This window comes from Porphyromonas sp. CAG:1061 (assembly GCF_000435035.1).
Lineage (GTDB): Bacteria > Bacteroidota > Bacteroidia > Bacteroidales > Porphyromonadaceae > Porphyromonas_A > Porphyromonas_A somerae.
Window position 1 is genome coordinate 6835 of sequence record NZ_HF988953.1, and the last position, 22492, is coordinate 29326.

Genomic DNA, 22492 nt, shown 5'->3' on the forward strand with positions numbered 1-22492 from the left:
CAGACAATCATACGTCCGCCCTACGCCTGGAATAAACCAGCCATGCTCGGCCTCTGCTTCATCGTCGAAATTCCCCCCCGCTTCAGAGATATTGTATAGCACCTTGACATTGACAATATTATGCCAAAGATTTCAGTAATTATCCCTGTGTACAATGTAGAAAAGTATCTAAGGAGATGCTTGGATAGTGTGCTTGCTCAAACTTTTACGGACTGGGAAGCTGTTTGTGTAAATGATGGCAGTCCAGATAATAGCCAATCAATTTTGGAGGAATACGCCTCAAGGGATAGTCGCTTCAAAATCGTAGTCAAAGAAAATGGCGGCCTATCTGATGCTCGGAATGTAGGTATGCAAAATGCTCAAGGGGAGTATATAAACTACCTTGACTCTGACGACCTCATTCACCCACAAACCTTTGAGCTAGCTCTTGCTCTAATGAAGAGGGAGAAGGCAGAAGTGGTAACCTGGTATAAGGATCCCTACTTTCGCCCCTACTTACTTGTCAGACATTTTTTAGGTTTTAATATAGACAATGCAGTACCTGGAGGGCTCAAGAAAAGATACGATCTAAAGGAGATCAAGAGCTATACAACCGATAATGTATTTGAGCATATTACAGAAAATAGCCATACCAATATTGAGAATCCTATTAAGCACTTCTATGTTTGGCGTCACCTAATCAAGAAGGAGCTCATTGAAGATATCCCATTCCTGAAGGGTGTGATATTTGAGGATTTTCCCTGGTGGAGTGAAGTGGTACTGAAAGAACCACGAACAGTAATCACTAACCTACCTTTCTACTATTACTTTCCGAATATCGGTTCAATTGACCGCTCCTCGACCCACTGTAAAAAGGTGAAGAATTGGATCATTGGACTTGAGCATACTGATGACCTTTATAAAAGTAAGGCATCAAGTTATCAGCAAAGCAAATGGAGCGCTGAATGCAAGTGGCCAGTAATCAAAGGGCAAATTCTTTCTAAGCTTAAGGGCAAAAAAATGAACCTGGAGGATAGAAAAGCTCTTGCGATAGAGCTACTACGGCTCAAAGAAAAGGGAGTGTTTGATAATCCACCCACAGAAAAAGAGGTTAAAACCCAGAGAACTCTTTTTCAGCTTCTTGATGAATTGGCACCCAATAAATAAGCAATATGAAGGTCGCTTTCTTGAGAACAGCCTTCGGGCGAGAAGGTGTAGGGACAGTTACCAACACTACGGCAAAGCTATTTCATGATAAAGGAATAGAGGTGTGCTATATTGTCCAATACTTTTGGGGTCAGTGGGAACCTCCATTTGAAGGGTTGGAGATACATTACCTTCCAAATAAAAGAAGATTTGAGTCACAAGCTAATAAAGAGGCACTGTATAAAATCGTTAGGGAGGAAGGTATAGATGTTATCTTTGCTCCAATTTGGCAACCATTTTTTAACAATAAAGATAGAGAACACCTAGGTAATTGCAAATTAGTTTGGTGGATTCATAACTTGCCCTATTGGGAATGGTATCAGGTCGTTTACAAAATGAAGGCGTCGCCACTAAGTGTGAGCAAACTGTGGTATAACCTATTTAGAAAGCATAGATACGAGAAGTCTGATGCGAAGTTGAATCAGATAAAGGAACAGTACAAAAAAAACATTCAACTCTATGATAAAACTATTGTACTGAGTAAATTCTACAAGGAACAACTTGAAAACGATCTGAACCTGACCAATAAAGAGAAAGACTCTATTATAGTCGCTACAAACACGGCAGATACAAGCTTTGAGGTGGATGCCTCGCAAACCGACAAAGAGGACTTAGTCATTTTCATGGGGCGTCTTGATAATACTCAGAAACGCATCTACTTACTACTTGAAATCTGGGCAATAATTGAATCAAAGCTACCTAAGAGTTGGCATTTACAAATCTGGGGTGGTGGTGATGCCGAAGAAGTACTAAAGCAATTGGCCGACAAGTTAAGGCTTTCTCGCATACAATTCTGCGGGAGCACCTCCGACCCTATGTCCGTTTATAAAAGAGCCAAAATTATCTGCTTTACTTCAGCATTCGAAGGGTGGCCAATGACTATTTTAGAAGCCCAACAACAAGGTGTTATCCCGATTAGCTTTGACTCTTTTGAGGCTATTTATGAGATGATTGGGAAGGATAAGCAATATGGACGGATAGTCTCAAATAACAATTTAAAGGAATTTGCTGACAAACTTGAAGAGCTATGCACTAACGACCAACTACAGCAAGAAATCATCAGTAGGCTTCCTGAAAAGTGCAATGATTATGCACCAAACATTAACAACCAAAGGTGGGAAAAACTTTTTTCTGACTTGCTAGGTATTAATATTAAGTTCTAACTATTACAAACAGATGAGTGAACCCATTATCTCAGTAGCAATGAGTTGCTACAACGAACCTTTTGAATGGCTTAAAGGAGCCATTGACTCTATCTTAAATCAAACGATACAAGAGATAGAGTTTAACATTGTAATTGATAGACCGGATTACCCATTTGAAAGAAATCTCAGAAGCTACATAGCGAATGATTCAAGAGTGAATGTTGTCGCATTAAATAAAAACACTGGAGTTGCTAATGCCAAACAAACAGCTATTGAGATGTGTAATGCACCATACATAGCTTTGATGGATGCAGATGACATTTCACTAAAAAACAGATTTGAAGTACAACTTGATTTTCTCAATAATAATAAACATATAGACATTTGTGGAAGTTGGCTAAAGACTTTTGGCTCACATGAGGAAGTGTATAAATACCCTCAAAAACAAAAGGACTTTACTTTATATCTTGACAGTTGTATTGGCTGCCCTACGGTAATGTTTCGGGGGACCTTTCTCAATAAGAACCCACACTTTTTTAACCCCCAATTTAGGTATGGTGAAGATTATGAAGCTTGGGTTCGCTTATTTCCTAAATACCGCTTCGAAAATATACCTCAAGTACTATTGCTATATAGAATAAGTAAAACACATGTAACGAAAGCAAAACACAATGAAATGGTCGGTTTTATTTCTAGACCTAGACTAGATATACTCAACTACTACTTATCTAAAGCAGGACTTCCCTCCATTGATGCCCCTATCTCATTTAAAGATTTATCCATTGTCAGCAATGCACCTTGCTTTCCACGAGAGCACATTGGCGAGCTCTTATACCGTATGCTTGTTTCCATTCCTGGTCTTTCGTTAAAAGACTTGTATCTACAAAAGAAAATGGGTATTCTCAATAGCTTAAGTTCAAAACATTGGCGAAGATTATTAAAACATCTTATCGGACTTAAGAGAACCCCCTACTATCCTATTTCATAATTTACAATCAGTAGTAAACGACAAATACTTATTTATCCATAAAATGATAACTACAAACAATCGGTGGGTTGCCATGATTTGGCATACTTTTGTTGCATTATTAATGATGCAACTTTGCCGCCTTCTTTACTTCTACTACAATCAAAGTCATTTTCCAGATGTAGATTTTCAACAGCTGATAAGTCTGATGCGTGGTGGCTATATCATAGATATGGTTGTTATTGGATTTGGCTTTATACTCTACTACTTGATGATGATAGTTGGGGCTTACCTACCGGCAAAGATTGAAATGAATAAGTGGTATAGACGGATTTGCTATGCAGCCTACTTTATTCCCTTTACCTTATTTGCATTCTTGAATGTCTCCGATACAGGGTATTATCCTTTTGTTCTGAGAAGGGTCAATTCTACTGTATTCAGTGAGTTTGAGGGTAAAAGTATGTTTGGTTTCTACAAAGACTTCATATGGGAGTTTTGGCCTCTAACCCTTGCTTTCTTTGTGATAATGATTATCGGCATTGTTTGTTTTAGGTTGATAAAGTACGAAAGAGACCCTAATCACAAGCAACCTCTACTACTAAATATTGTAGCCTCTCTACTGGCTATCGTATTTTTATTCTTTAGTATGCGAGGGCGTTGGGACTTCGTTGGCAAACCTCAATGCATGACGGTTATCCTTCCCTATATATCTGACTATGATCAGCTTCCTATTTTATACAACTCTCCTTTTTCCTTAGCAAAAAGGCCAAGTGGACGCATAGAATACCGATTCTTTAGCGACGAAGAAGTTTCAAATATTTATACACCACTATATAAAGCTGCACCTCTTTCTGAGAACGACAGCCTATACAGCTCAATGAAAGGGCGGAATGTGATGGTAATATTATTGGAAAGTATGGGAAAAGAGTATTTCGGATATCTAAACAGAGATATTGAAGGCTTCCCTTCCTATACTCCTTTCTTGGACTCCCTGCTCCCCAACACCCTCTATGCGAAGTATGGATTTGCATCAGGCAAGCGATCGGTAGAATCATTCCCATCAGTATTTGTTTCACTGCCTTCATTTGGTGGAACATTTAATGATAGTGAAGTGGTCATTGAAAACTATCAGCATTTCTCTACCTTTGACACTGGATTACCTCGCTCCCTTAAGGACGCTGGATATCACCTTAAATTCTACCACGGAGATGTTGATGGGGTCATGGGTTTTTACTCATTCTTAAATAAACTTGGGCTAGAAGATCAGTACACGATAACCAATTATAAAGAGCACTACCACTATAACGACTCTGTAAAGATAAGCACTTGGGGTATACACGATCTACCGTTTGAGCAGGCTATGGCAGAGGATATGGATAATCTGAAAGAGCCATTTGGAGCACTCTTCTTCTCACTTTCCAATCATCACCCATTCAAGCTACCTCCTGGATTTAAGGGGAAGTTTAAGGAAGGAACCTTGCCTATCCACCAAACCGCACAGTATGCCGACCTAGCTCTTAAGGAATTCTTTGATATAATCAAAGATAAACCCTGGTTTGAGAATACCCTGTTTATTATCACAGCGGACCATACGAATCAGAGCGATCACCCGGCGTACAACAACTTGGCGGGGCATGCTGCAGCTCCTATTGCATTCTATGATCCGCAAGGGAAGCTCAAGGGAGAGATTAAGGATTATGTGGTGCAACACACAGATATCCTCCCCACTCTGCTGTACCTACTTGGCATTGAGGAGCCTGTGCTCAGCTATGGAAGCAATATCTTTGATACGAAGGCGGAGCATATAGCACTTAATTACTTCCAAGGCCAGTATATCTTTTTTACCAAAGAGATTACACTAACGATGACTCCTACTGGAGATATCAAGGCATCGGCTCCTGTGCCCTATCTACAGACCGAACCCGATAAAGCGGTCATGCCCTCTAGTGAGGTACAAGAGCACTACACACGTCTTTTCAAAGCCATCGTCCAAGACTACAACCACAGAGTCTTCAAGACCTCCTTTTCCATTAAAGACGTTCTTCCCCCACCCGCCAAAGAAGAGTAATAGGTCCGATATGAGAATGTTGCATGAAGTGCCATTCTCGCACATTTGATTCAAATGTGCTGAGACTTTGGACGAAGGATGAGATGAAAGGCGCTGAGGGTGAGGGCGCTGGGAGCGTACTCACGTACGTGACCGAGCCCGAATCCCGAAAGCAACGCAGCAGATCGCCTTCGTGCAATAGGCTCTATATACAAGAAGGTGGAGGTGACCAATAGTCATCTCCACCTTCTTCTTATTCCAACTGAGTGAATTAGATCGCTGCTATCACTTCAAGCTCCACAAGACCACCCTTTGGTAGTGCACATATTTGGAAAGCACTACGAGCAGGGTAAGGTGCTTGGAAATACTCAGCATAGACCTCATTTACCTTAGCGAAGTCCGCAATATCGGTGAGGAACAAAGTAGTCTTCACCACATTTTGGAGGGTCAAACCCTTTGCCTCAAGGATCGCTTGGACATTCTTAAATACCTGATGTGCCTGACCCACTACATCCTCAGCAGCAAATTGACCACTCTTAGGGTCTAATCCGAGTTGACCAGAAACAAATACAAGCCCATTGGCAGCTACGGCCTGTGAATAAGGGCCTACTGCTGCAGGTCCATTTGGAGTACTAATAATCTCTTTACTCATAATCTTAGTTGTTAATATTAATGATTCAATTATCTCTTCTGTCTTACCGCTTCATAAAGCAACACCCCCGTTGCCACCGATACATTGAGCGAACCGATTTCGCCATATAGAGGGATACGGGTAAGGTGGTCACACTGACGTATAGCATACTCCGAAAGCCCCTTATCCTCAGCACCCATTACGAGAGCTAGCGGTCCCTTCATATCGCAATCGTAGAGCAGATCCGACGCCTTTTCGCTAGCTCCCACCAGCTTCACACCAGATTGCTTTAGATAATCAATTGCTCGCTCTATAGAAGGCTCCCGGCATACAGCCACTCGAGAGAGTGCCCCAGCCGATGTCTTTACCGCATCGGCAGTCACAGAGACCGAGTTTTGCTCAAAGATCACAATAGCATCTACACCAGTACACTCACAGGTACGAGCGATGGCACCAAAATTGCGAACATCAGTAATGCCGTCCAATATCACCAAGAATGGGTCTCTACCCGCCTCAAAAAGCGTAGGCACCACCTGCTCCAGTGTAAAGTAGTGGGCAGCCGCCTTAACCGCCACAATCCCTTGGTGGCTACGACCTGCCAAACGGTCCAGCTTCTCCACCGGCACCCTCCTTAATGGCACCCGATGATTACGGAGCAATTCTATTAGCTCCTTAATCCCATCGCTACTATTCTCCCTCTTGAGATAGACAAAGTCAATCTGCTCTCCAGCCTCCAACGCCTCACGTATGGCATGGATACCAAATATCATCTCATCACGTTCTCTAGATCTATTGGGGTATCTCCTACCTCCCCTTGCATTATTCCGATACATCATATTACGTTACTTATTTCGTGCTAAAAGTGCTCGAGCATTGGCCAATGCTGCCTCCGTCATCTCCGCACCAGTCAGCATATTTGCCATTTCCCTAACCCTCTCCTCACCACTCACCTCCCTAATGGTGGTAAAAAAACCACTCTCTTCCTCCTCCTTACTTACCACCAACTGATGGGCCGAAAGTGCAGCAATCTGAGGCAGATGCGTAATTGATAATACTTGGATATTCCTACCCAAGCGCTTCATTACTCCGCCTAATTTCTCAGCCACCTCACCACTAACACCGGTATCAATCTCATCAAAAATCACAGTAGGCAATACACTATGCTCCGCCAAAATGGTCTTCAATGCCAGCATAAAGCGAGAAATCTCTCCGCCAGATGCGATCTCCCTAATCGGTTGCAGTTTCGTCTGTTTATTGGTGGCGAATAAAAACTGAACCGCATCAGCACCACTCTCCGTGAGCTTATCCAGAGGCTGCAAATCCACCTTGAATGTAGCCCCAGCAATACCCAGCTCCTTCATTAATGCGTGCAGTGGAGGCAATAGCTCCTTCGCCACCTTAGTACGGCTCTCAGTAAGTCTCTTTGCCAATGCTTTTGCCACATCCTGCTTCTTCGTTAGTTCCTTTTCCAACTCCTTAAGATAGACATCCGAATTAGTGATATTATCCAGCGTCTTTCGGTACTCATCACGAAGCTTAATGAGGTCATCGCTATCACTTAGCTTAAACTTAAAGAGCAATCCTTGCAAAAGGTCTATCCGCTCCTCAATTTGTGCCAATTCACTAGGGTCTATCTCAATGGTATCCAAAAGCCCCCCCGCCTCACGGATCATATCCGATAGTTCCAGCTCTAGCGAGGAGAGACGCTCATACAATTCCTCCACTTGCGAATAGTGCTCAGCTGCATGAGAGAGCAAACGGGTCGTCGTATGAATCTGCTGTACCACTCCAGGGATCTCCATATCACTATCAGCAAAAGAGATAAGCATATTGAGGGCATCGGCAATCTCACTGGTATGTTGCGCCATGGACTGTCTTTCCTCAAGCTGTGTCAGCTCACCACTCCTGAGATTAGCTTGATCAAGTTGCTCCAGTTGGAAGGAAATAAACTCCTGTTCCTTTGCTTGCTCCTCTATCCTTTTCCGCTCCTTTTCCAGCTCTTTAGCAGCTTTTTGGTAGGCATTGTACGCACCAAGATACTCCTCAAGCAAAGACTCATTGCCACCTAAAGTATCTAGGATACTCATCTGGTAGTGAGCCTCACCAATCAACATATTGTGGTGCTGTGAATGAATATCGGCTAATCGCTCACCAATCAGCTTCATTACAGTAGTATTGACAGGAGTATCATTGATAAAAGCACGGCTTTTACCAGCTACTGTAAGCTCCCTACGCAGTCGACAAATTGGCTCAAAGTCTAAGTCATTCTCCTCAAAAAGTTGCTCGATACCCAACACTCCATTGAGGTCACAATCGGCCTCAATAATGGCCTTCTTAGCACCCTCCCGTATGGTAGTGGTATCGGCTCTATTGCCCAAAATCAGGCCAATAGCCCCCACTAGTATAGACTTTCCCGCCCCAGTCTCACCGGTGATAGAGGTAAAGCCCTCCTTGAGTCCCAGCTCCAGCTCTTTAATTAGGATAAAATCCTTTATATACAACCTAGTAATCATCGACTAAACACAACACTTGGAAATAACTCCTCTACTAAGCTACGAGTGTTCCCCACCTCTAAAGAACCCTTATTGGCTTGGAAATGTGCACTCATGTCCTTTTCCTTAGAATCAAAAAACAAAGTCAGAAAGGAAGTGCTACTATCATACTCCCTTAATTGACGAAGCCCTTGTAAAACCGCAGTCAACACCCTATTATAAGCAGTAGGAAGAGGGCTATCAAGTCCCTCCCTATGGTATAGATACCACAGCTCGCGAAAATAGCTACCCCACTTAGACTGCAACTCGGGCAAGTACTTTGAGGGCGAAAGCTTGGAGGTAAGATAGGCATTGCTCAATCCACTACTATCTTGCCAACCCGCTTCAAAGAAGCCACTTCTTGACACTAGATAATTAAGGAAAGGGTCTCCTCCATAGAGTGAGAAGCTATCATAGTAATACATGGCACCCAATGTAGCGTAGTAATACATCACCTTAAAGAGCGGTGACTCAGGAATCTCACCTCCGATAAAGGTAGGACTGAGTAGTGGGTCAAAGGTAAAGGGCAGATTTTTCTCATGAAATAGCACTAAAAGAGCCTCCTCATCAGCTCCATATACTGGACGAAAAAGAGCTATATCCAGATGGCCACTATACTCGTCACCTACCGACTGAGTAAGTGAGAGCGAGAGCTGAATACGGATAGGCTGCTTAGGTCGCAATTTCACCTCTATCTCTGGGTCATAACCTATGAGCATATATTCCAATTGACGTTGCAGCCCCTGCAAATCCGCCTGCTTTTGCTCAGGAATCCCCTGTAAATTCAGAGAGACTTCTGGTGCAAAAAAGCTTTGTCCAGTAGCGGATAACCAGCTGAGCATAAGCCCAATAATGATGCCCCACGCCCTCTTCATACATCTAAATACTAAATAAAGCGTAACTCCTCCATTCGATCGACGATGGCTTTCGCCACATTACGTTTGCTCATCAATGGCAAGTCTACAGTACCGCCATTAAGTGCATCAAAGATAGTCACCTTATTCGTATCCACCTTAAACCCAGCGCCTTCATTTTGCAGAGAATTCAGTACAATCATATCCAGATGCTTCCGAGACATTTTGTCTATCACCGCTTCAGACTCCGCATTTGTCTCCAAAGCAAAGCCAATGTGCCACTGCTTAGCAGACTTGAGCTTGCCTAGCTCCGCAGAGATATCGGGATTAGGAATCAAGTCCAAAGAGAGTGCCCCTACCTGCTCTCGCTTAATCTTATGGTCATTGGGCGTAGCTACTCGATAGTCTGCCACCGCTGCACAGAAGACCGCCACATCATACTCATCACGTACGCTTAGGCAAGCCCGATACATCTCCTCGGCACTCTCTACAGAGACCACATGGATATTATCCGACTTTGGAAGTGATTCCACAGGACCAGAAACGAACGTTACTTTTGCCCCACGCTCAGCCAGCTCTTCAGCAATCGCCTTGCCCATCTTGCCCGACGAGTAGTTACCAATAAAACGAACGGGGTCAATCTTTTCGTATGTAGGACCCGAGGTCATCAATACATTCAGCCCCTCTAATGTCTTTTTAGCGGGACCATCAAAGTACTTTTCAAGCGTCTGAAAGATCTCCTCTGGCTCAGCCATTCGCCCTTTTCCCACTAAGTGGCTCGCTAACTCGCCCTCTTTTGGCTCAATAATATGCACTCCCCAAGAGGCAAGCGTCTCCAAAGAACGTTTGGTAGAGGGATGAGCAAACATATCCAAGTCCATCGCAGGAGCCACAAACACTGGAGCTCTACAGGATAGATAAGTAGTTACCAAGAGATTATCCGCAATGCCATTGGCCATCTTACCGAGGGTACTTGCTGTAGCCGGTGCTATCACCATAGCATCGGCCCATACCCCAAGGTCCACATGGCTATTCCACGAACCACTCCGCTCCTCAAAAAACTCCGAGAGTACCGCTGGCCCAGTAAGCGTTGAAAGCGTGAGAGGGGCAATAAACTCTTTGGCTGCTGGTGTCATCACCACCTGTACCTCGGCTCCTGCCTTCACCAGAAGCCTAGCCAAGACGGCACTCTTATACGCCGCAATACTTCCCGTAATGCCCAGTACTATCTTTTTCCCTTTCACTTTCTTTCAGCTTCTATCATTAGTTTTTGCAGATGCATCTTTGTATCTCTTGGGAAGTCTCCATTCATCATCCAACCGAAGTATCCAGAATCCTTCCGAAGTACCTCAACCACTGGCTGCCCTTTATACTTTCCAAAGTTGAAGCAAGGAGTACCACTTTCATCGTAAACCATACGTCCGCCAAGATCCACAGTATCCATCTGCTTGGTATAATCACTGAGGCTCTCCACATCACAGGGAAGGTCGCTATACATCTCCAGCTGCCCTTTAAGCACCTCATACGTAGCCATGGTATCCACATCTGCCGAGTGTGCTCCGTCCAGTGGTTTATTGGTATAATACTGGTAGGCAGCAGTCAGCGTTCGTGGTTCCTGCTTATAGTAAATGACCTGTACATCTACCACCTTGCGGTGACTAAAATCCACAGGGGTTCCTACCCTCTGCAATTCTTCAGCTAAAAGAGGCACATCAAAGCGATTGCAGTTGTAACCACCCAAGTCACAATTCTCAATGAAAGCGACTACTCGTTTGCCCACCTCTTCAAAAGTCGGTTTATCAGCCACATCAGCATCACTGATGCCGTGCACTGCCGTGGAGGTTTTGGGAATAGGCATTCCTGGATTTACTAGCGTGTGTAGGGTCTCCTCAGTGCCATCGGGGTGTACTTTTAGGAGGGCGATCTCCACAATTCGATCCTTTACCACGTCAAGCCCCGTTGTCTCCAAATCAAAAAAGACAATCGGCCGTTTCAATTGTAGCTTACTCATAATCCTCTCCGCTATTGATTAGCCATATACGAGTGGCATCACCGCCACTACAATCTCCACACCAGCTTCACCTCCAATTGGTGTCACCAAAGCAGCACGCGAAGCATCTCCGATCCGCATAGAAATAGTTTCCGAAGGCATCACCGTAAGGAGCTGTATCAGATGCTCAGCCCTAAATGAAAAACGCGCTTCAGGAGCTGAGAAGGAGACAGGCACCGCCTCCTCTGCCTTCGTACTAAAGTCCTGATCGGTTGCCTTAAGTACTAGCTCAGATGGTGAGAAGTCGAAGTTAATAAGCCCCATTGCCTTATTGGCAAAGACTGCCACACGCCTTGTAGCTGCCAGAAGTTGCAGTCTATCAGCTTCCAAAAGCTTATCATTATCCTTAGGGATCACCGTCTCATAATTTGGGTACTTTCCCTCTAGCAACCTACATTGTAACTCCAACGTCTCCGTCTTGAAGAGTGCAAAGTTGGGGTGAAACTCCAGCTCTATATCGCCATTATCACTCTTTGAAAGCACCTGAAGGAGTAGTTGAACGGGCTTTTTGTGCAATGTATATCTATGCTGCTCATTGACATTCAACTCCAACATTGAGTGTCGGTAATAGGAGAGCAAAAAGCCATTGGTCGCAACGAAAGTGATATGCTCCGGACGAATATCCACATGCACACCTGTCATGATAGGGCGTACATCATCCACAGTAGTCGCATAAACAGTATTATCTAGCCCCTCATAGAAATTAGCAATGGGCATCTTCACCTTTAAGCCTTCATCGCCAAGAGATTGCACTTCAGGGAAGTCCTCGCCCTTAATCACTGGGAAAGAAAAGAAGCCATTATTATACTTACCGTGGAGCTCGTAGTCCTCCGTGTTCAGCTCAAACTGAATCATCTGATTGGGAATCTCACGAAGCGGTTCCACGAGCTGACGCACACGGACGCAGAAGCTCATATCCTCGCCCTCCTTACTACTCAAGTCCACATGACTGCAAATCCTAGTCTCACCATCAGTAGCGGTCAGACTCATCTTCTCCCCCTTCACTTCTACTAGGGCAAACTCCATAATGGCTAGCCCCTTACCTCCTATCACCTTGGCAACCAATTGCAAATGGTCACGAAGCAAGTCACTTAGTATCGTTAACTTCATAGAAATATAATATTGAAATTCAAACTTTTCTCTCTCAGTTTCACTCCACCCCTTTTGATTTCAAATTTACCAAATCTTTGGCATACACCCAAGGGTCAGACGAAAACCCATCAAAGAAGCCTCATCCGATATTCTGCGTGATGGAGTGATTGTGACATCTTGAGACTACTGCGTCAGCCTGTATACACCAATCATTTTGCGGGATGAAATCCGCAATATATGGGCGACGGAGTCTTTTTTCTCTTTGTAATTTTGAAAGAAAACTGGAAATCCATTATAATTGAGCGAATTATCCAATAAACGTAGGATTTACACAAAAGAACACAATGAACACATCATAAAGAAATAAATAGAGCATAAGCAGACTTCCATATAGAGATTTTGGTCTGCTAAAAAGTCGGGATACAAGAAATTAAGAAGGGGGTATGTTGTAAATATTCCTTATATTTGCCAATACAAAGGGAAGATGTAACTTGTAGCTAATACTTTTTCAGATAATAAAGATAATAAAGTTATGTATCAAAATTTCAAAACATTGCTCCTTAGCGGTCTAGCCGCTATCAGTCTGCTTGCAGTGGGCTGTAAGGGAGAGAAAAATGATCCTATGGAAGGAAATCCATTCAACGAGCCTAGCGCACTAGCTTTTCACGCTCCAGACTTTGGCAAGATCAAAAATGAGCACTACAAGCCTGCATTTGAGGCTGGTATCGAACAGCAAAGAGCCGAGCTAAAGGCCATTGTAGACAACGAGGAAAAGCCAACATTCCAGAATACCATCCTCCCTTACGAGGATAGTGGGGCACTTCTTTCGCGTGTTTCCAATGTATTCTTTGCCATCTCAAGTGCCGATGGTACTGATGAGATCAAGGCAATAGAGGCCGATGTGATCCCTATGCTCACCGCTTGGGAGGATGAGATCACCTTCAATCAGCCACTCTTTGATCGTATCAAGGTGGTGTATGACAATGAGTACGAAACCCTTCAAGGTGAAGACAAGAAACTCCTCAAGGAGATTTACGACGGCTTTGTAAGAGCAGGTGCCAATCTTCCAAAAGAGAAGAAGGATGAGCTTGAGAAGGTGAATGCCCGTCTAGCTGTGCTCCAGCAAGAGTTTGTAAAGATGAATATCGAGGCTCGCAACAAGGCCATCGTTCCTATTGAGGATGTAGAGGAGTTGGCTGGCCTTAGCGAGGGAGAGATTGCTCAGTGCAAGGCTGATGCCGAGGCAAATGAGGCTGTTACTGCACCTTATGCTATTGTAATCAGCAATACTACACAGCAGGATATTCTGACATCTCTTGAGAATCGTGCAACCCGTGAGAAGGTATTCAACGCCTCTTATCACCGTTCGGATAACACTGGCAACCAAAATACCTACCCAATCATTGCAGAGATGGCTCAGCTTCGTCACAAGAAGGGACAGCTGCTCGGTTTCAATAACTATGCTGAGTACAGCCTTCAGAATACGATGGCTAAGACTCCAGAGGCAGTGACTAGCTTCCTAAAGAAGCTCGCAGAGGAGTATCAGCCTGTAGCTGACCGCGAGACTAAGGAGATTGAGGAGTATGCTCGCAAAACTATGGGTAGCGACTTTGAGCTAAAGCCATACGACCGCTTCTACTTCTCAGCCAAGATGAAGGAAGAGAAGTATCACTTCAATGCTAATGACGTTAAGCCTTTCTTCGAGGTAGATAGCGTCCTTAAGAATGGTGTATTCTACGCTGCAGAGCATGTTTATGGTCTCACCTTCAAGGAGCGCTTTGACCTCCCAACCTACCATAAGGATGTACACGTTTACGATGTACTCAATGCTGAGACTGGAGAGCAGGTAGCTCTATTCTATACCGATCTATTCAGACGTCCTACCAAGGGTGGTGGTGCATGGATGAGTGAATTTGCATCTCAGAGCCATCGCAATGACCAGCTTCCAATCATCTACAACGTATGTAACTACACCAAGGCACCAGAGGGACAACCTAATCTAATTACTTGGGATGAGGTAACTACTCTATTCCACGAGTTTGGTCACGCTCTTCATGGTATGCTGTCTAATGTAGAGTACAAGTCTCTCAGTGGCACCAACGTGTTCCGCGACTTCGTAGAGATGCCAAGCCAGTTCAATGAGTACTTTGCTACTGTGCCCGAGGTATTTGCCAACTTTGCTAAGCACTATGAGACAGGCGAGGCTATGCCAGAGGATCTTAAGAATAAGATGCTGGAGTCGGTTAACTTCCACGCTGCCTATGCTTTAGGGGAAAACCTTGCTGCTTCTACTGGCGACGTAGCTTTCCACATGCTTACTACAGGTAATGAGGTAAATGCAGAGAATGTTGAGGAGTTTGAGAATAACGCTCTTGCAGCGGCTGGGCTTCTCAATCCACAGATTCCTCCACGCTACCGCACTAGCTACTTCAACCACGTTTGGGGTGGTGGCTACGCTTGTGGTTACTATAGCTATCTATGGTCTGAGGTACTGGCTGTAAATGTTGGCGAGTATTTCACCAAGAATGGTGCGCTCAATCCTGAGGTAGGTAGAGCTTTCCGCGACAAGGTTCTTTCCAAGGGTAACACCGAGGATCTAGCACAGATCTTCTCCGACTTCACCGGTCTTGCAGAGCCTAATGTAGCTAGCCTGCTTCCTGCACGCGGAGTGAAGTAATCACCCACGACATATTAAATACGAAGGAGCCCTCACATTGCGTGAGGGCTCCTTTATTTTATACTTAGATGAAAATAGACTTAGTTGAGAATGTTGCACGAAGTGCCATTATCGCACATTTGCTTCAAATGTGCCGAGACTTTGCACGAAGGATGAGATGCAAGGCGCTGAGGGTGAGGATGAAGGGAGCGTACTCACGTACGTGACCGAACCCGAATTCCGATAGCAACGCCGCAGATCGCTTTCGTGCAACAGTCTCTAGTCGTCTAACTTTTCACCAAAAGAGAGATCGCCAGCATCACCGAGACCTGGTACGATATAGGAGTGCTCATTAATCTCAGGATCGTTGACAGCGGTCCAAAGTGTACAATCCTCAGGCATTACCTTCTGCAGATAATCCAGTGCTGGTTGACTAGAGATCACAGAGGCCACATGCAATACCTTAGGAGTTCCCTTCGTGAGGATTGCCTTGTATGCCAGCTCCATAGAGCTTCCAGTTGCCAGCATTGGGTCGACCAAAATCAGCGTTTTACCCTCTATTGAAGGAGAGGAAAGATACTCAATCATCACCTCAAAATTGAGCCGGTCCTTATACCTGCGATAGGCCGAAACAAAGCAGTTCTCCGCTCTATCAAGATAATTAGTAAATCCGTGGTGGAGAGGAAGGCCAGCACGTAGAATCGTGGCAATCACCACCTCATTCTGATCCAATTGGTCGTGCGAGATAGCTAGTGGAGTCTGCACCTCCTTAGGTTGATACTCAAACGTCTTACTAATCTCATACGCCATCACCTCGCCTATCCGCTCAATGTTTCGCTTGAAGCGCATACGATCCTTTTGGATATTGACATCTCGCAACTCCGCCACAAAGCGGTTGAGGATTGAATTCTGTTCCGAAAGGTTGATTACTTTCATGATCTTAAATACTATTTCTTATGGTTTGAATTTTTCTTTTGCAATAAAGCGTGGTACACCTGACTTCTACTCATCACATCATCCACATAGTTAGCCGTCTCCTTACCTCGCAGGTATCCAAAGCGAACCACTGGGTCATTGTAGTACTCCGGGTGGCTTTTCAGTAAGATATACTGCCTCACCCCGCCCTGCCATATAGAGTCGGGGGCATGATGTTTCCGGGCAAGCCGCATTGCATCCTGCACATGTCCCAGTCCAGCATTATAGGCTGCAAGTGTGAAGCTCAATTGAGTCGCCTCATCAGTCATATCTCCGAAGCTCTTCCTTACCTCCAAAAGACAGTCTACCGCCACTCGAATTGATACCTCAGGCCGAAGCAACTCCTCCTTCGTTGCCCCATAACTAGCACCAGTGCGTGGCATAATCCCCATCAACCCCCTAGCTCCACTCCAGCCTACCACATCGCTTCTAAAACGACTCTCGTGATAGGCAATAGCCGCCAGCACCGTCCAGTGCCAAGGCAGCCTTGCCCCCTCTTTTTCAAATAAAGCATCGTACTGAGAGATCACTCCTTGCGTCAATTGCACCCGCTCCGTTACCATCGCAAACTCCTGAATATAGCTCTGCAGATGGCTATTCTGGTCACGTAGCCGACTATAATGCCCCAACTTTTCACCTGTTAGGAAGTAGGTATCCAACTGCTTCTTTAGTGAATTATTCTCTTTACAAAGAGCCCACCCATACTTAATCGGTGCACTCACCCGAAGGTCGGCATTAAGCGAAGGGAAATACCTCATCCCCAACTGCCCCAGATGCTCATCTACGAGTAGGAAGTCTATTCCTTCCTCCGTGCCCATCTGCACCAAAAGCTCCTCCATACTGAGTGAGTCCGAAGGGACCACTTCAATGTATTCCCCGATCTCCTCCTCAATCTGATGCAACCGAACCTCTGCAGCACCCCCAGCATCTATCCACACTTTCTTACCTCCCAGTTCTGAAAGGTTTGAAATCATCCCCTCCTTTGCCTTTCTCTGTACCAGCACTAGAGATGCCGTATCAATGATTCCGCCAAAAGAAAACCGCTCGAGATTTCCTCGTGACATAGCCAAAGGGGTAATACAAAGGTCTATCTCCCCTTGCTCCAATCGCCAAAGCAAGCTATCCAAGCTCCGCTCAATCTGCACATCCAGTACAAGTTCGTGAGCTTGTGCAAAGTCCACCGCCTTTTGATACTCCAAACCCATCATCTCACCCCTCAGAAGGTAAAAGTCTTCGGGCGAGGTAAGCGTCCCTATCCTCAGCGTATCACTATCTACCACCTCCTGCCAGCCACGGAAATGCTGTGCCGACTCATTCCCCTCCTCCTGACTACAGGCAGAGAGCAATAGGCTCAAAAGCAGACCAAGTAGATAAATAGTTCTCATCACCTTTTACGACACATAGAGCAAAAAGCCCTTCAGATAACTCCCCTCGGGGTGGTAAATACTTACTGGGTGATCGGCAAACTGACCAAACTGCTCCAGCACCCGCACCTCACGACCAGCATGCAACGCAGCGGTAAAGAGAGCCTGCCGGAACTCCTCTACCCCCACCACTTGTGAGCAGGAAAAGGTAAAGAGTAGCCCGCCCTTTGCTATCTTACGAAGTGCCGCACTATTCAGCTTGCGATAACCTTGCAGACCATTTCGCAATACCTCCCTCCTCTTAGCAAAAGCTGGAGGGTCCAAAATAATCATATCAAAAGCCCCCTCCTCCATCTCATACAGATACTTAAAGGCATCCCCTACCACAGACTCATGGCAAGTAGGAACTTCACCAAAGTTGAGCTTCAAATTGTCCTCCAGCAGATCCATCGCTCTAGGCGAACTATCTAGCGACACCACCCGCTCTGCACCACCTCTTAGGGCATAGAGCGAAAAGCCACCAGTATAGCAAAACATATTCAGTACCCTTCTGCCCTTCGCCAGCTCCCCTACTCTAGCGCGATTCTGACGTTGGTCGAGGAAGAAGCCTGTCTTCTGCCCTCTCAGGATATCTGGGGAGAAACGAATGCCTTGCTCCTCTGCCACCACCTGCTCCACCGCATCAATAGATCCGTAAAGCAATTCATCCACCACCCCCTCCACCATCGGCAGAGAGTCCGACGACTTATAGTAAACCGCCTCCAACCGCTCCCCTAGCACCGTTGCTAGTGACTCCGTCAGTTCTCTACGTCTCAAGTGCATCGTAAGCGTATGAGCTTGCATCACAGCCACCCCTCCGTAGAGGTCCACAATCAGTCCTGGCAAACTATCTCCTTCCCCATAGACCAAGCGGAAACCCTCACGAGGAGAAGCCAAAAGTCCAAATGCCTTACGAGCCTCCAGCGCTTCTTGAAACCGCCTTTGCCACAAAGAAGCATCTATCTGCTCCCCCTCCGCAAAGGTCAAAAGCCGTACCGCAATAGAGCCACCTTCATAATAACCTCTTCCACAAAAGTGCCCCTCACTATCCAGCACCTCCACCATATCCCCAGCCTCTATCCCTTTGGTAGAGACAAGGGCACGTGAAAAGATCCAAGGATGCTTACGCTCCACTGAGGCCTCTCGCCCCGCTTTTAGCTCTATCTGCTTCATATTGACTACTATTTCTTTTTTGCTACTTTACTACCCTTACTCTTGCCCCTATTCTTTGCCTCCTTTGTTTTTGATGTCCCAGCGGTTCGCCCCCTTTTCAAAGACTTCCGGATAGAGCGTTTATTTTTCTCCTTAGGCAGCCCCTCTAAGTCCCGATACATTTCCTCATTTAGCCACCCCTCCAAAGCTTGGTAGATTCGTAGACCAGCCACCGCATCGAGTGCTGCATAATCCAATTGAGCCTCCGTCAACTCCTCACGCTCCCAATCCGAGAGGCGCTGCCCCTTACTAATCCGCTTACCGAATAGTACCGCATAGAGTTTTGAGAGCGAAAGCACCTCAATACCAGCTGCCTTAGAAAGCAGCCTGAGATCCACCATCCGATTGAGACGCAGTTGGCGATCCTTCCAAAGTCCCTTGGCATCATCACCAATACCCACTCCCACCTTAGTGATTTTTTGATCCTCAAGTAGTTTCTTCACTGGTGCCAATTGCTCTTGAGAGAGTACCGGCTCCAATCGAATCAATAGTGCTCGGTCGGCAGTCGCCAATTGTAGAAGTGATACCTTATGGCTACAACCACGCTTAAAAGCCGGTTTCGTCTCCGTATCCAGCCCCAGCACACTTACCCCATCACCCAACGCCGAACACTGAGCCACAAACTCCTGGACAGAAGTTCTATGCGAAAGCACCACTAGTGGCACCTCAAGCACCTCTGCTTCTAGCTCTCTCAGCTCCTCATTGCTGATCTTACTCCTAGTTATCTCCTCCATCTTCTTCTTGAAGTTCAAAGAGAGGGTCGTGGTACAAGCGATGCAATTGCCTCAGCACCGTCAGCAATAGCTCACCCCAACGTTCCTCCATCGTGTAGCGACACTCCGCCACCGCCTGATACATTGCTCGTTCATTACCCCCACGCATTACCCATACAAAGTCGCCCAGCACCTGGTAAATATCGGCCAAAAGCTCTGCAGTGCTCACACCGATAGGCGTCTCGGAATACTTCATCGCCTCCTCCTCAGCGTCAAGAAAGTAGTCATAGCTCCCTAAGATGCGAACCAACCGCTGCCGAACCAGGTCATACTCCTCCTCCGTCACCAACCGACCAGCTTCCTCCCCAAAAGCCTCCATAGGCCAAGTGGGTAGCCGTAACCCCTCAGCATAGATATCTGCCAGTACCTGCCGACACTCCGCCAAGCTCTCCCTAGTCCACAGCGGTGTCGTCATCGGTTCCACCAAAGCACAATAGCGTGCGGCGGCGGCCACAAAGTCCAGCACCCCACTATTCCCCAATACACCTGTACCCCCCTCACTGCTCTTAGCTCTCATGCTTATCGCTTCTATCACTCATTAAATGTGTACTTCATACAAAGGTAGACATTTTTGAGCAAATACCACTCCTATTCTCCAATGCACGTCATGAAGCGAGCCACCAAAGATTATCTACCCCTTTTTTGGTAACTTTGTGACTGAGGGAGAGCGAGCATTGGGATATTAATATATATATGTGTGGAGAAAACTCTATGAGACGAATCAATATAGCCCTAGATGGGCACTCTTCTTGTGGCAAGAGCACCATTGCCAAGCGACTAGCTAGCCAACTCGGCTATACTTACGTGGATACTGGGGCAATGTACCGCGGGGTGACCCTCTGGTCGCTCCGAGAGGGTCTTTGGTCCGATGGCCAACCTTGCGAGGAGGCCATCAGCCAGCGAGTGGCACAGGAGGTCACTCTTGCATTCGAAGCAAAAGCAGATGGCCAGCACCTCCTCCTCAATGGAGAGGATGTAGAGCGAGAGATTCGGGGTATGGAGGTCTCCAACCACGTGAGCCCCATCAGCACCATCGCATCGGTACGAAAATACCTGGTAGCCATACAGCAATCATGGGTTTCAGCAGGTGGTGTGGTGATGGATGGCCGAGATATCGGCACCGTAGTGATGCCCCATGCCGAGCTCAAGTTTTTCGTCACCGCCACACCCGAAGTGCGTGCCGCCCGACGAGTTGCAGAGCTACGCAACCGTGGCGATGAGGTGAGCTACGAGGAGGTGCTACAGAATGTAGAGGCACGCGATCGGATCGATAGCACCCGAGCCATCGACCCCCTTCGCCGTGCCGATGATGCCATCCTGCTAGACAATAGTGCACTATCCCTCGAGGAGCAACAGCAATTAGTATGGGAGGTGGCGATGCGCGTCATTCGGGGCAACTCCTCGGGCGAGCTATCAGTAGAGATCGATGAGGGGTCGGGCTTTTGCTTCGGAGTGATCCACGCCATCAGCAAGGCCGAGGCCGAGCTAAAGCTTCAGCGCCCCCTCTACTCCCTCGGCGATATCGTACACAACAGCGAAGAGGTAGCACGCCTCTCCCGAGAGGGGCTCCATGCAGTCGGCTACGACCAGCTACCATCGCTCAAGGGAGAGCGAGTACTCTTCAGAGCTCATGGCGAAGCCCCCAAGATCTACGAGGAGGCCCGAAAGCAGGGTATCGAGGTGATAGATGCTACCTGCCCTGTGGTACTCACCCTCCAAAAGCGGATCCGAACCAAGTACCTTGAGGGATTAGAAGAGGGACAGCAAATCGTGATCTTCGGAAAGCGAGGGCATGCCGAGGTAAATGGACTGGTGGGCCAAACCGATGGCACCGCCATCGTGGTACAATCGGTAGAAGAGGCACGTGAATTGATTGATCCTAGTCGCGCTGTAGCACTATTTAGTCAGACCACTATGGATCAGAACCAGTTTGAGGCACTTCACACCGCCCTGCGTGAATGGGTTCACGAAGGGGTGAAGGTGGAGTGGTACGATACCATCTGCCGACAGGTCTCCAATCGGGTCCCCGAAATCACCCAGTTTGCCAAGGAAAAGGATTGGGTCTACTTCATCGCCGGAGCTCACAGCAGTAATGGCAAGGTGCTCTACCAAACCGCCCTACGTGCCAACCTTAATACCCACTTCATCACCTCCCCCGACGAGATTACCACTCCCCTCCCCTCCTGGGTACACACGGTGGGTATCTGCGGAGCTACCTCTACCCCAAGGTGGCAGATGGAGGCGGTAAAACAAAAAATAGAGGAGCAAGCTTCCACATCCCAACCTCACGACAAATAATCACTTTTTACCCCCTTGCATAAAGGGCAAAAGTGGAGATGCAACTAAGCATTTGCTGAGTTGCAACTAAGCAATTGACGAGTTGCAACTAACCGATTGCTTAGTTGCAACTAAGAAAACGCTAGTGTATAGTACTAAGTATCAATCCATTACAAAAGGCGATTTTATCGGGTACAAAAGTTGAGAATCTAGTTGTCGGTAGTTGCCAAAGAAGAGTAATCAACAGCCTCTGTCTAAGACTGATGATAAAGCTATTTTTCACCTCAACTGGAGAAAAATTACTAGCATTATGACGTATACAGGCAGTAGGGGGAATTCTAATTTTTCAGCTATGATAACTGTCTCGAAATATTGAGGTAGCCGCGATAATTTTTGGTAGATTTGCGGAAAGGTGTGGGGTTAGTTGGGGGAGTAGAATAGATAATCAATTAAGGCATGACGAGTAATCATCAATGGGTTCGATGGATCTTGGCGCTAGTGGGGTGCCTAGCACTGCTCTTGCTAGTGGAGAGTTGCTCCAAGCAGTCGCCGATTCCCATGAGTGTGAGGAGGCTCTACCTTGTGATACTGGAAGAAAAGGATGAGGCTGGTAGATACCGTACGCTCATCAAGGAGGAGGGGTCGACGACGCCAAAACCTTTCATTGCTATCAAGGAGATTGAAGGTTTTGACC

Annotated in this window: 19 protein-coding genes and 1 pseudogene; 8 read left to right on the plus strand and 12 right to left on the minus strand. The window is 46.3% G+C overall.

The genetic code is table 11. The features are described from left to right. Window positions 1-120: 120 nt before the first annotated feature. The 4 genes from QVO39_RS08850 (at window position 121) to QVO39_RS08865 (ending at window position 5365) form a co-directional block, all read left to right on the plus strand. Complete coding sequence (locus QVO39_RS08850) at window positions 121-1146, plus strand: glycosyltransferase family 2 protein (protein ID WP_018029189.1); 1026 nt, start codon at window positions 121-123, stop codon at window positions 1144-1146. Window positions 1147-1151: 5 nt separating this feature from the next. Beyond that, window positions 1152-2348 carry a glycosyltransferase gene (locus QVO39_RS08855; protein ID WP_021903865.1) on the plus strand — a complete coding sequence of 399 codons (1197 nt, stop codon included), beginning with the start codon at window positions 1152-1154 and terminating at the stop codon, window positions 2346-2348. A 13-nt stretch (window positions 2349-2361) separates the two neighbouring features. Further along, the gene (locus QVO39_RS08860; protein ID WP_021903866.1) at window positions 2362-3318 is read left to right on the plus strand and encodes a glycosyltransferase; all 957 of its coding nucleotides are present in this window, start codon (window positions 2362-2364) and stop codon (window positions 3316-3318) included. Between the two features lie 73 nt (window positions 3319-3391). Continuing rightward, entirely contained in the window at window positions 3392-5365 is a 1974-nt protein-coding gene (locus QVO39_RS08865; protein ID WP_288171972.1) for an LTA synthase family protein, read from the plus strand. A 250-nt stretch (window positions 5366-5615) separates the two neighbouring features. Here QVO39_RS08865 and QVO39_RS08870 read toward each other — a convergent pair whose 3' ends face one another. Genes QVO39_RS08870 through dnaN form a run of 7 tightly spaced genes read right to left on the minus strand, consistent with a single transcriptional unit; the run spans window position 5616 to window position 12520 of the window. After that, window positions 5616-5996, minus strand: coding sequence for a RidA family protein (locus tag QVO39_RS08870; protein ID WP_018029215.1), 381 nt, complete (start codon window positions 5994-5996; stop codon window positions 5616-5618). A gap of 29 nt (window positions 5997-6025) precedes the next feature. After that, window positions 6026-6808, minus strand: a complete 783-nt coding sequence (gene rlmB / locus QVO39_RS08875; RefSeq protein ID WP_288171979.1) for a 23S rRNA (guanosine(2251)-2'-O)-methyltransferase RlmB — start codon at window positions 6806-6808, stop codon at window positions 6026-6028. A gap of 9 nt (window positions 6809-6817) precedes the next feature. Further along, window positions 6818-8488 (minus strand): DNA repair protein RecN, encoded by a 1671-nt coding sequence (recN, locus tag QVO39_RS08880; RefSeq protein ID WP_021903869.1) that lies wholly within the window; start codon window positions 8486-8488, stop codon window positions 6818-6820. Beyond that, entirely contained in the window at window positions 8485-9381 is an 897-nt protein-coding gene (locus QVO39_RS08885) for a type IX secretion component PorD family protein (protein WP_021903870.1), read from the minus strand. Before QVO39_RS08885 ends, recN begins: the two co-directional genes overlap by 4 nt. Window positions 9382-9392: 11 nt before the next feature. Next, window positions 9393-10604 (minus strand): bifunctional phosphopantothenoylcysteine decarboxylase/phosphopantothenate--cysteine ligase CoaBC, encoded by a 1212-nt coding sequence (gene coaBC / locus QVO39_RS08890; RefSeq protein WP_021903871.1) that lies wholly within the window; start codon window positions 10602-10604, stop codon window positions 9393-9395. Then, window positions 10601-11371, minus strand: coding sequence for a 3'-5' exonuclease (locus QVO39_RS08895; protein ID WP_021903872.1), 771 nt, complete (start codon window positions 11369-11371; stop codon window positions 10601-10603). The genes coaBC and QVO39_RS08895 overlap by 4 nt, the downstream gene beginning before the upstream one ends. An 18-nt stretch (window positions 11372-11389) precedes the next feature. Further along, window positions 11390-12520: a DNA polymerase III subunit beta gene (gene dnaN, locus QVO39_RS08900; protein ID WP_021903873.1), complete on the minus strand. Its 1131-nt coding sequence runs from the start codon at window positions 12518-12520 to the stop codon at window positions 11390-11392. Between the two features lie 514 nt (window positions 12521-13034). On the opposite strand from dnaN, the gene QVO39_RS08905 reads away from it, so the two are divergent. Next, window positions 13035-15179, plus strand: coding sequence for a M3 family metallopeptidase (locus QVO39_RS08905; protein WP_021903874.1), 2145 nt, complete (start codon window positions 13035-13037; stop codon window positions 15177-15179). A 258-nt stretch (window positions 15180-15437) separates the two neighbouring features. On the opposite strand, the gene upp is transcribed toward QVO39_RS08905, so the two are convergent. The 5 genes from upp to QVO39_RS08930 are packed head-to-tail and all read right to left on the minus strand — an operon-like array spanning window position 15438 to window position 20038. Further along, a complete protein-coding gene (gene upp, locus QVO39_RS08910) occupies window positions 15438-16094 on the minus strand; it encodes a uracil phosphoribosyltransferase (protein ID WP_018028136.1) in 657 nt (218 codons plus the stop codon). An 11-nt stretch (window positions 16095-16105) separates the two neighbouring features. After that, window positions 16106-17518, minus strand: coding sequence for an MltF family protein (locus QVO39_RS08915; protein ID WP_021903875.1), 1413 nt, complete (start codon window positions 17516-17518; stop codon window positions 16106-16108). 6 nt (window positions 17519-17524) lie between these two features. Then, window positions 17525-18709, minus strand: a complete 1185-nt coding sequence (locus QVO39_RS08920; RefSeq protein WP_021903876.1) for a class I SAM-dependent rRNA methyltransferase — start codon at window positions 18707-18709, stop codon at window positions 17525-17527. 8 nt (window positions 18710-18717) lie between these two features. Further along, window positions 18718-19482, minus strand: a complete 765-nt coding sequence (locus QVO39_RS08925) for a 3'-5' exonuclease (RefSeq protein WP_021903877.1) — start codon at window positions 19480-19482, stop codon at window positions 18718-18720. Beyond that, the gene (locus QVO39_RS08930; RefSeq protein WP_021903878.1) at window positions 19466-20038 is read right to left on the minus strand and encodes a DUF5063 domain-containing protein; all 573 of its coding nucleotides are present in this window, start codon (window positions 20036-20038) and stop codon (window positions 19466-19468) included. Before QVO39_RS08930 ends, QVO39_RS08925 begins: the two co-directional genes overlap by 17 nt. Window positions 20039-20232: 194 nt before the next feature. Here QVO39_RS08930 and cmk point away from each other — a divergent pair. The 3 genes and pseudogenes from cmk to QVO39_RS08945 form a co-directional block, all read left to right on the plus strand. Continuing rightward, window positions 20233-20814: pseudogene (gene cmk / locus QVO39_RS08935) on the plus strand ((d)CMP kinase); the annotation flags it as partial. Between the two features lie 84 nt (window positions 20815-20898). Beyond that, the gene (locus tag QVO39_RS08940) at window positions 20899-21819 is read left to right on the plus strand and encodes a 4-hydroxy-3-methylbut-2-enyl diphosphate reductase (RefSeq protein ID WP_288171980.1); all 921 of its coding nucleotides are present in this window, start codon (window positions 20899-20901) and stop codon (window positions 21817-21819) included. Window positions 21820-22254: 435 nt separating this feature from the next. Beyond that, a partial coding sequence (locus QVO39_RS08945) for a hypothetical protein (RefSeq protein ID WP_288171973.1) occupies window positions 22255-22492 on the plus strand: 238 nt, incomplete at its 3' end.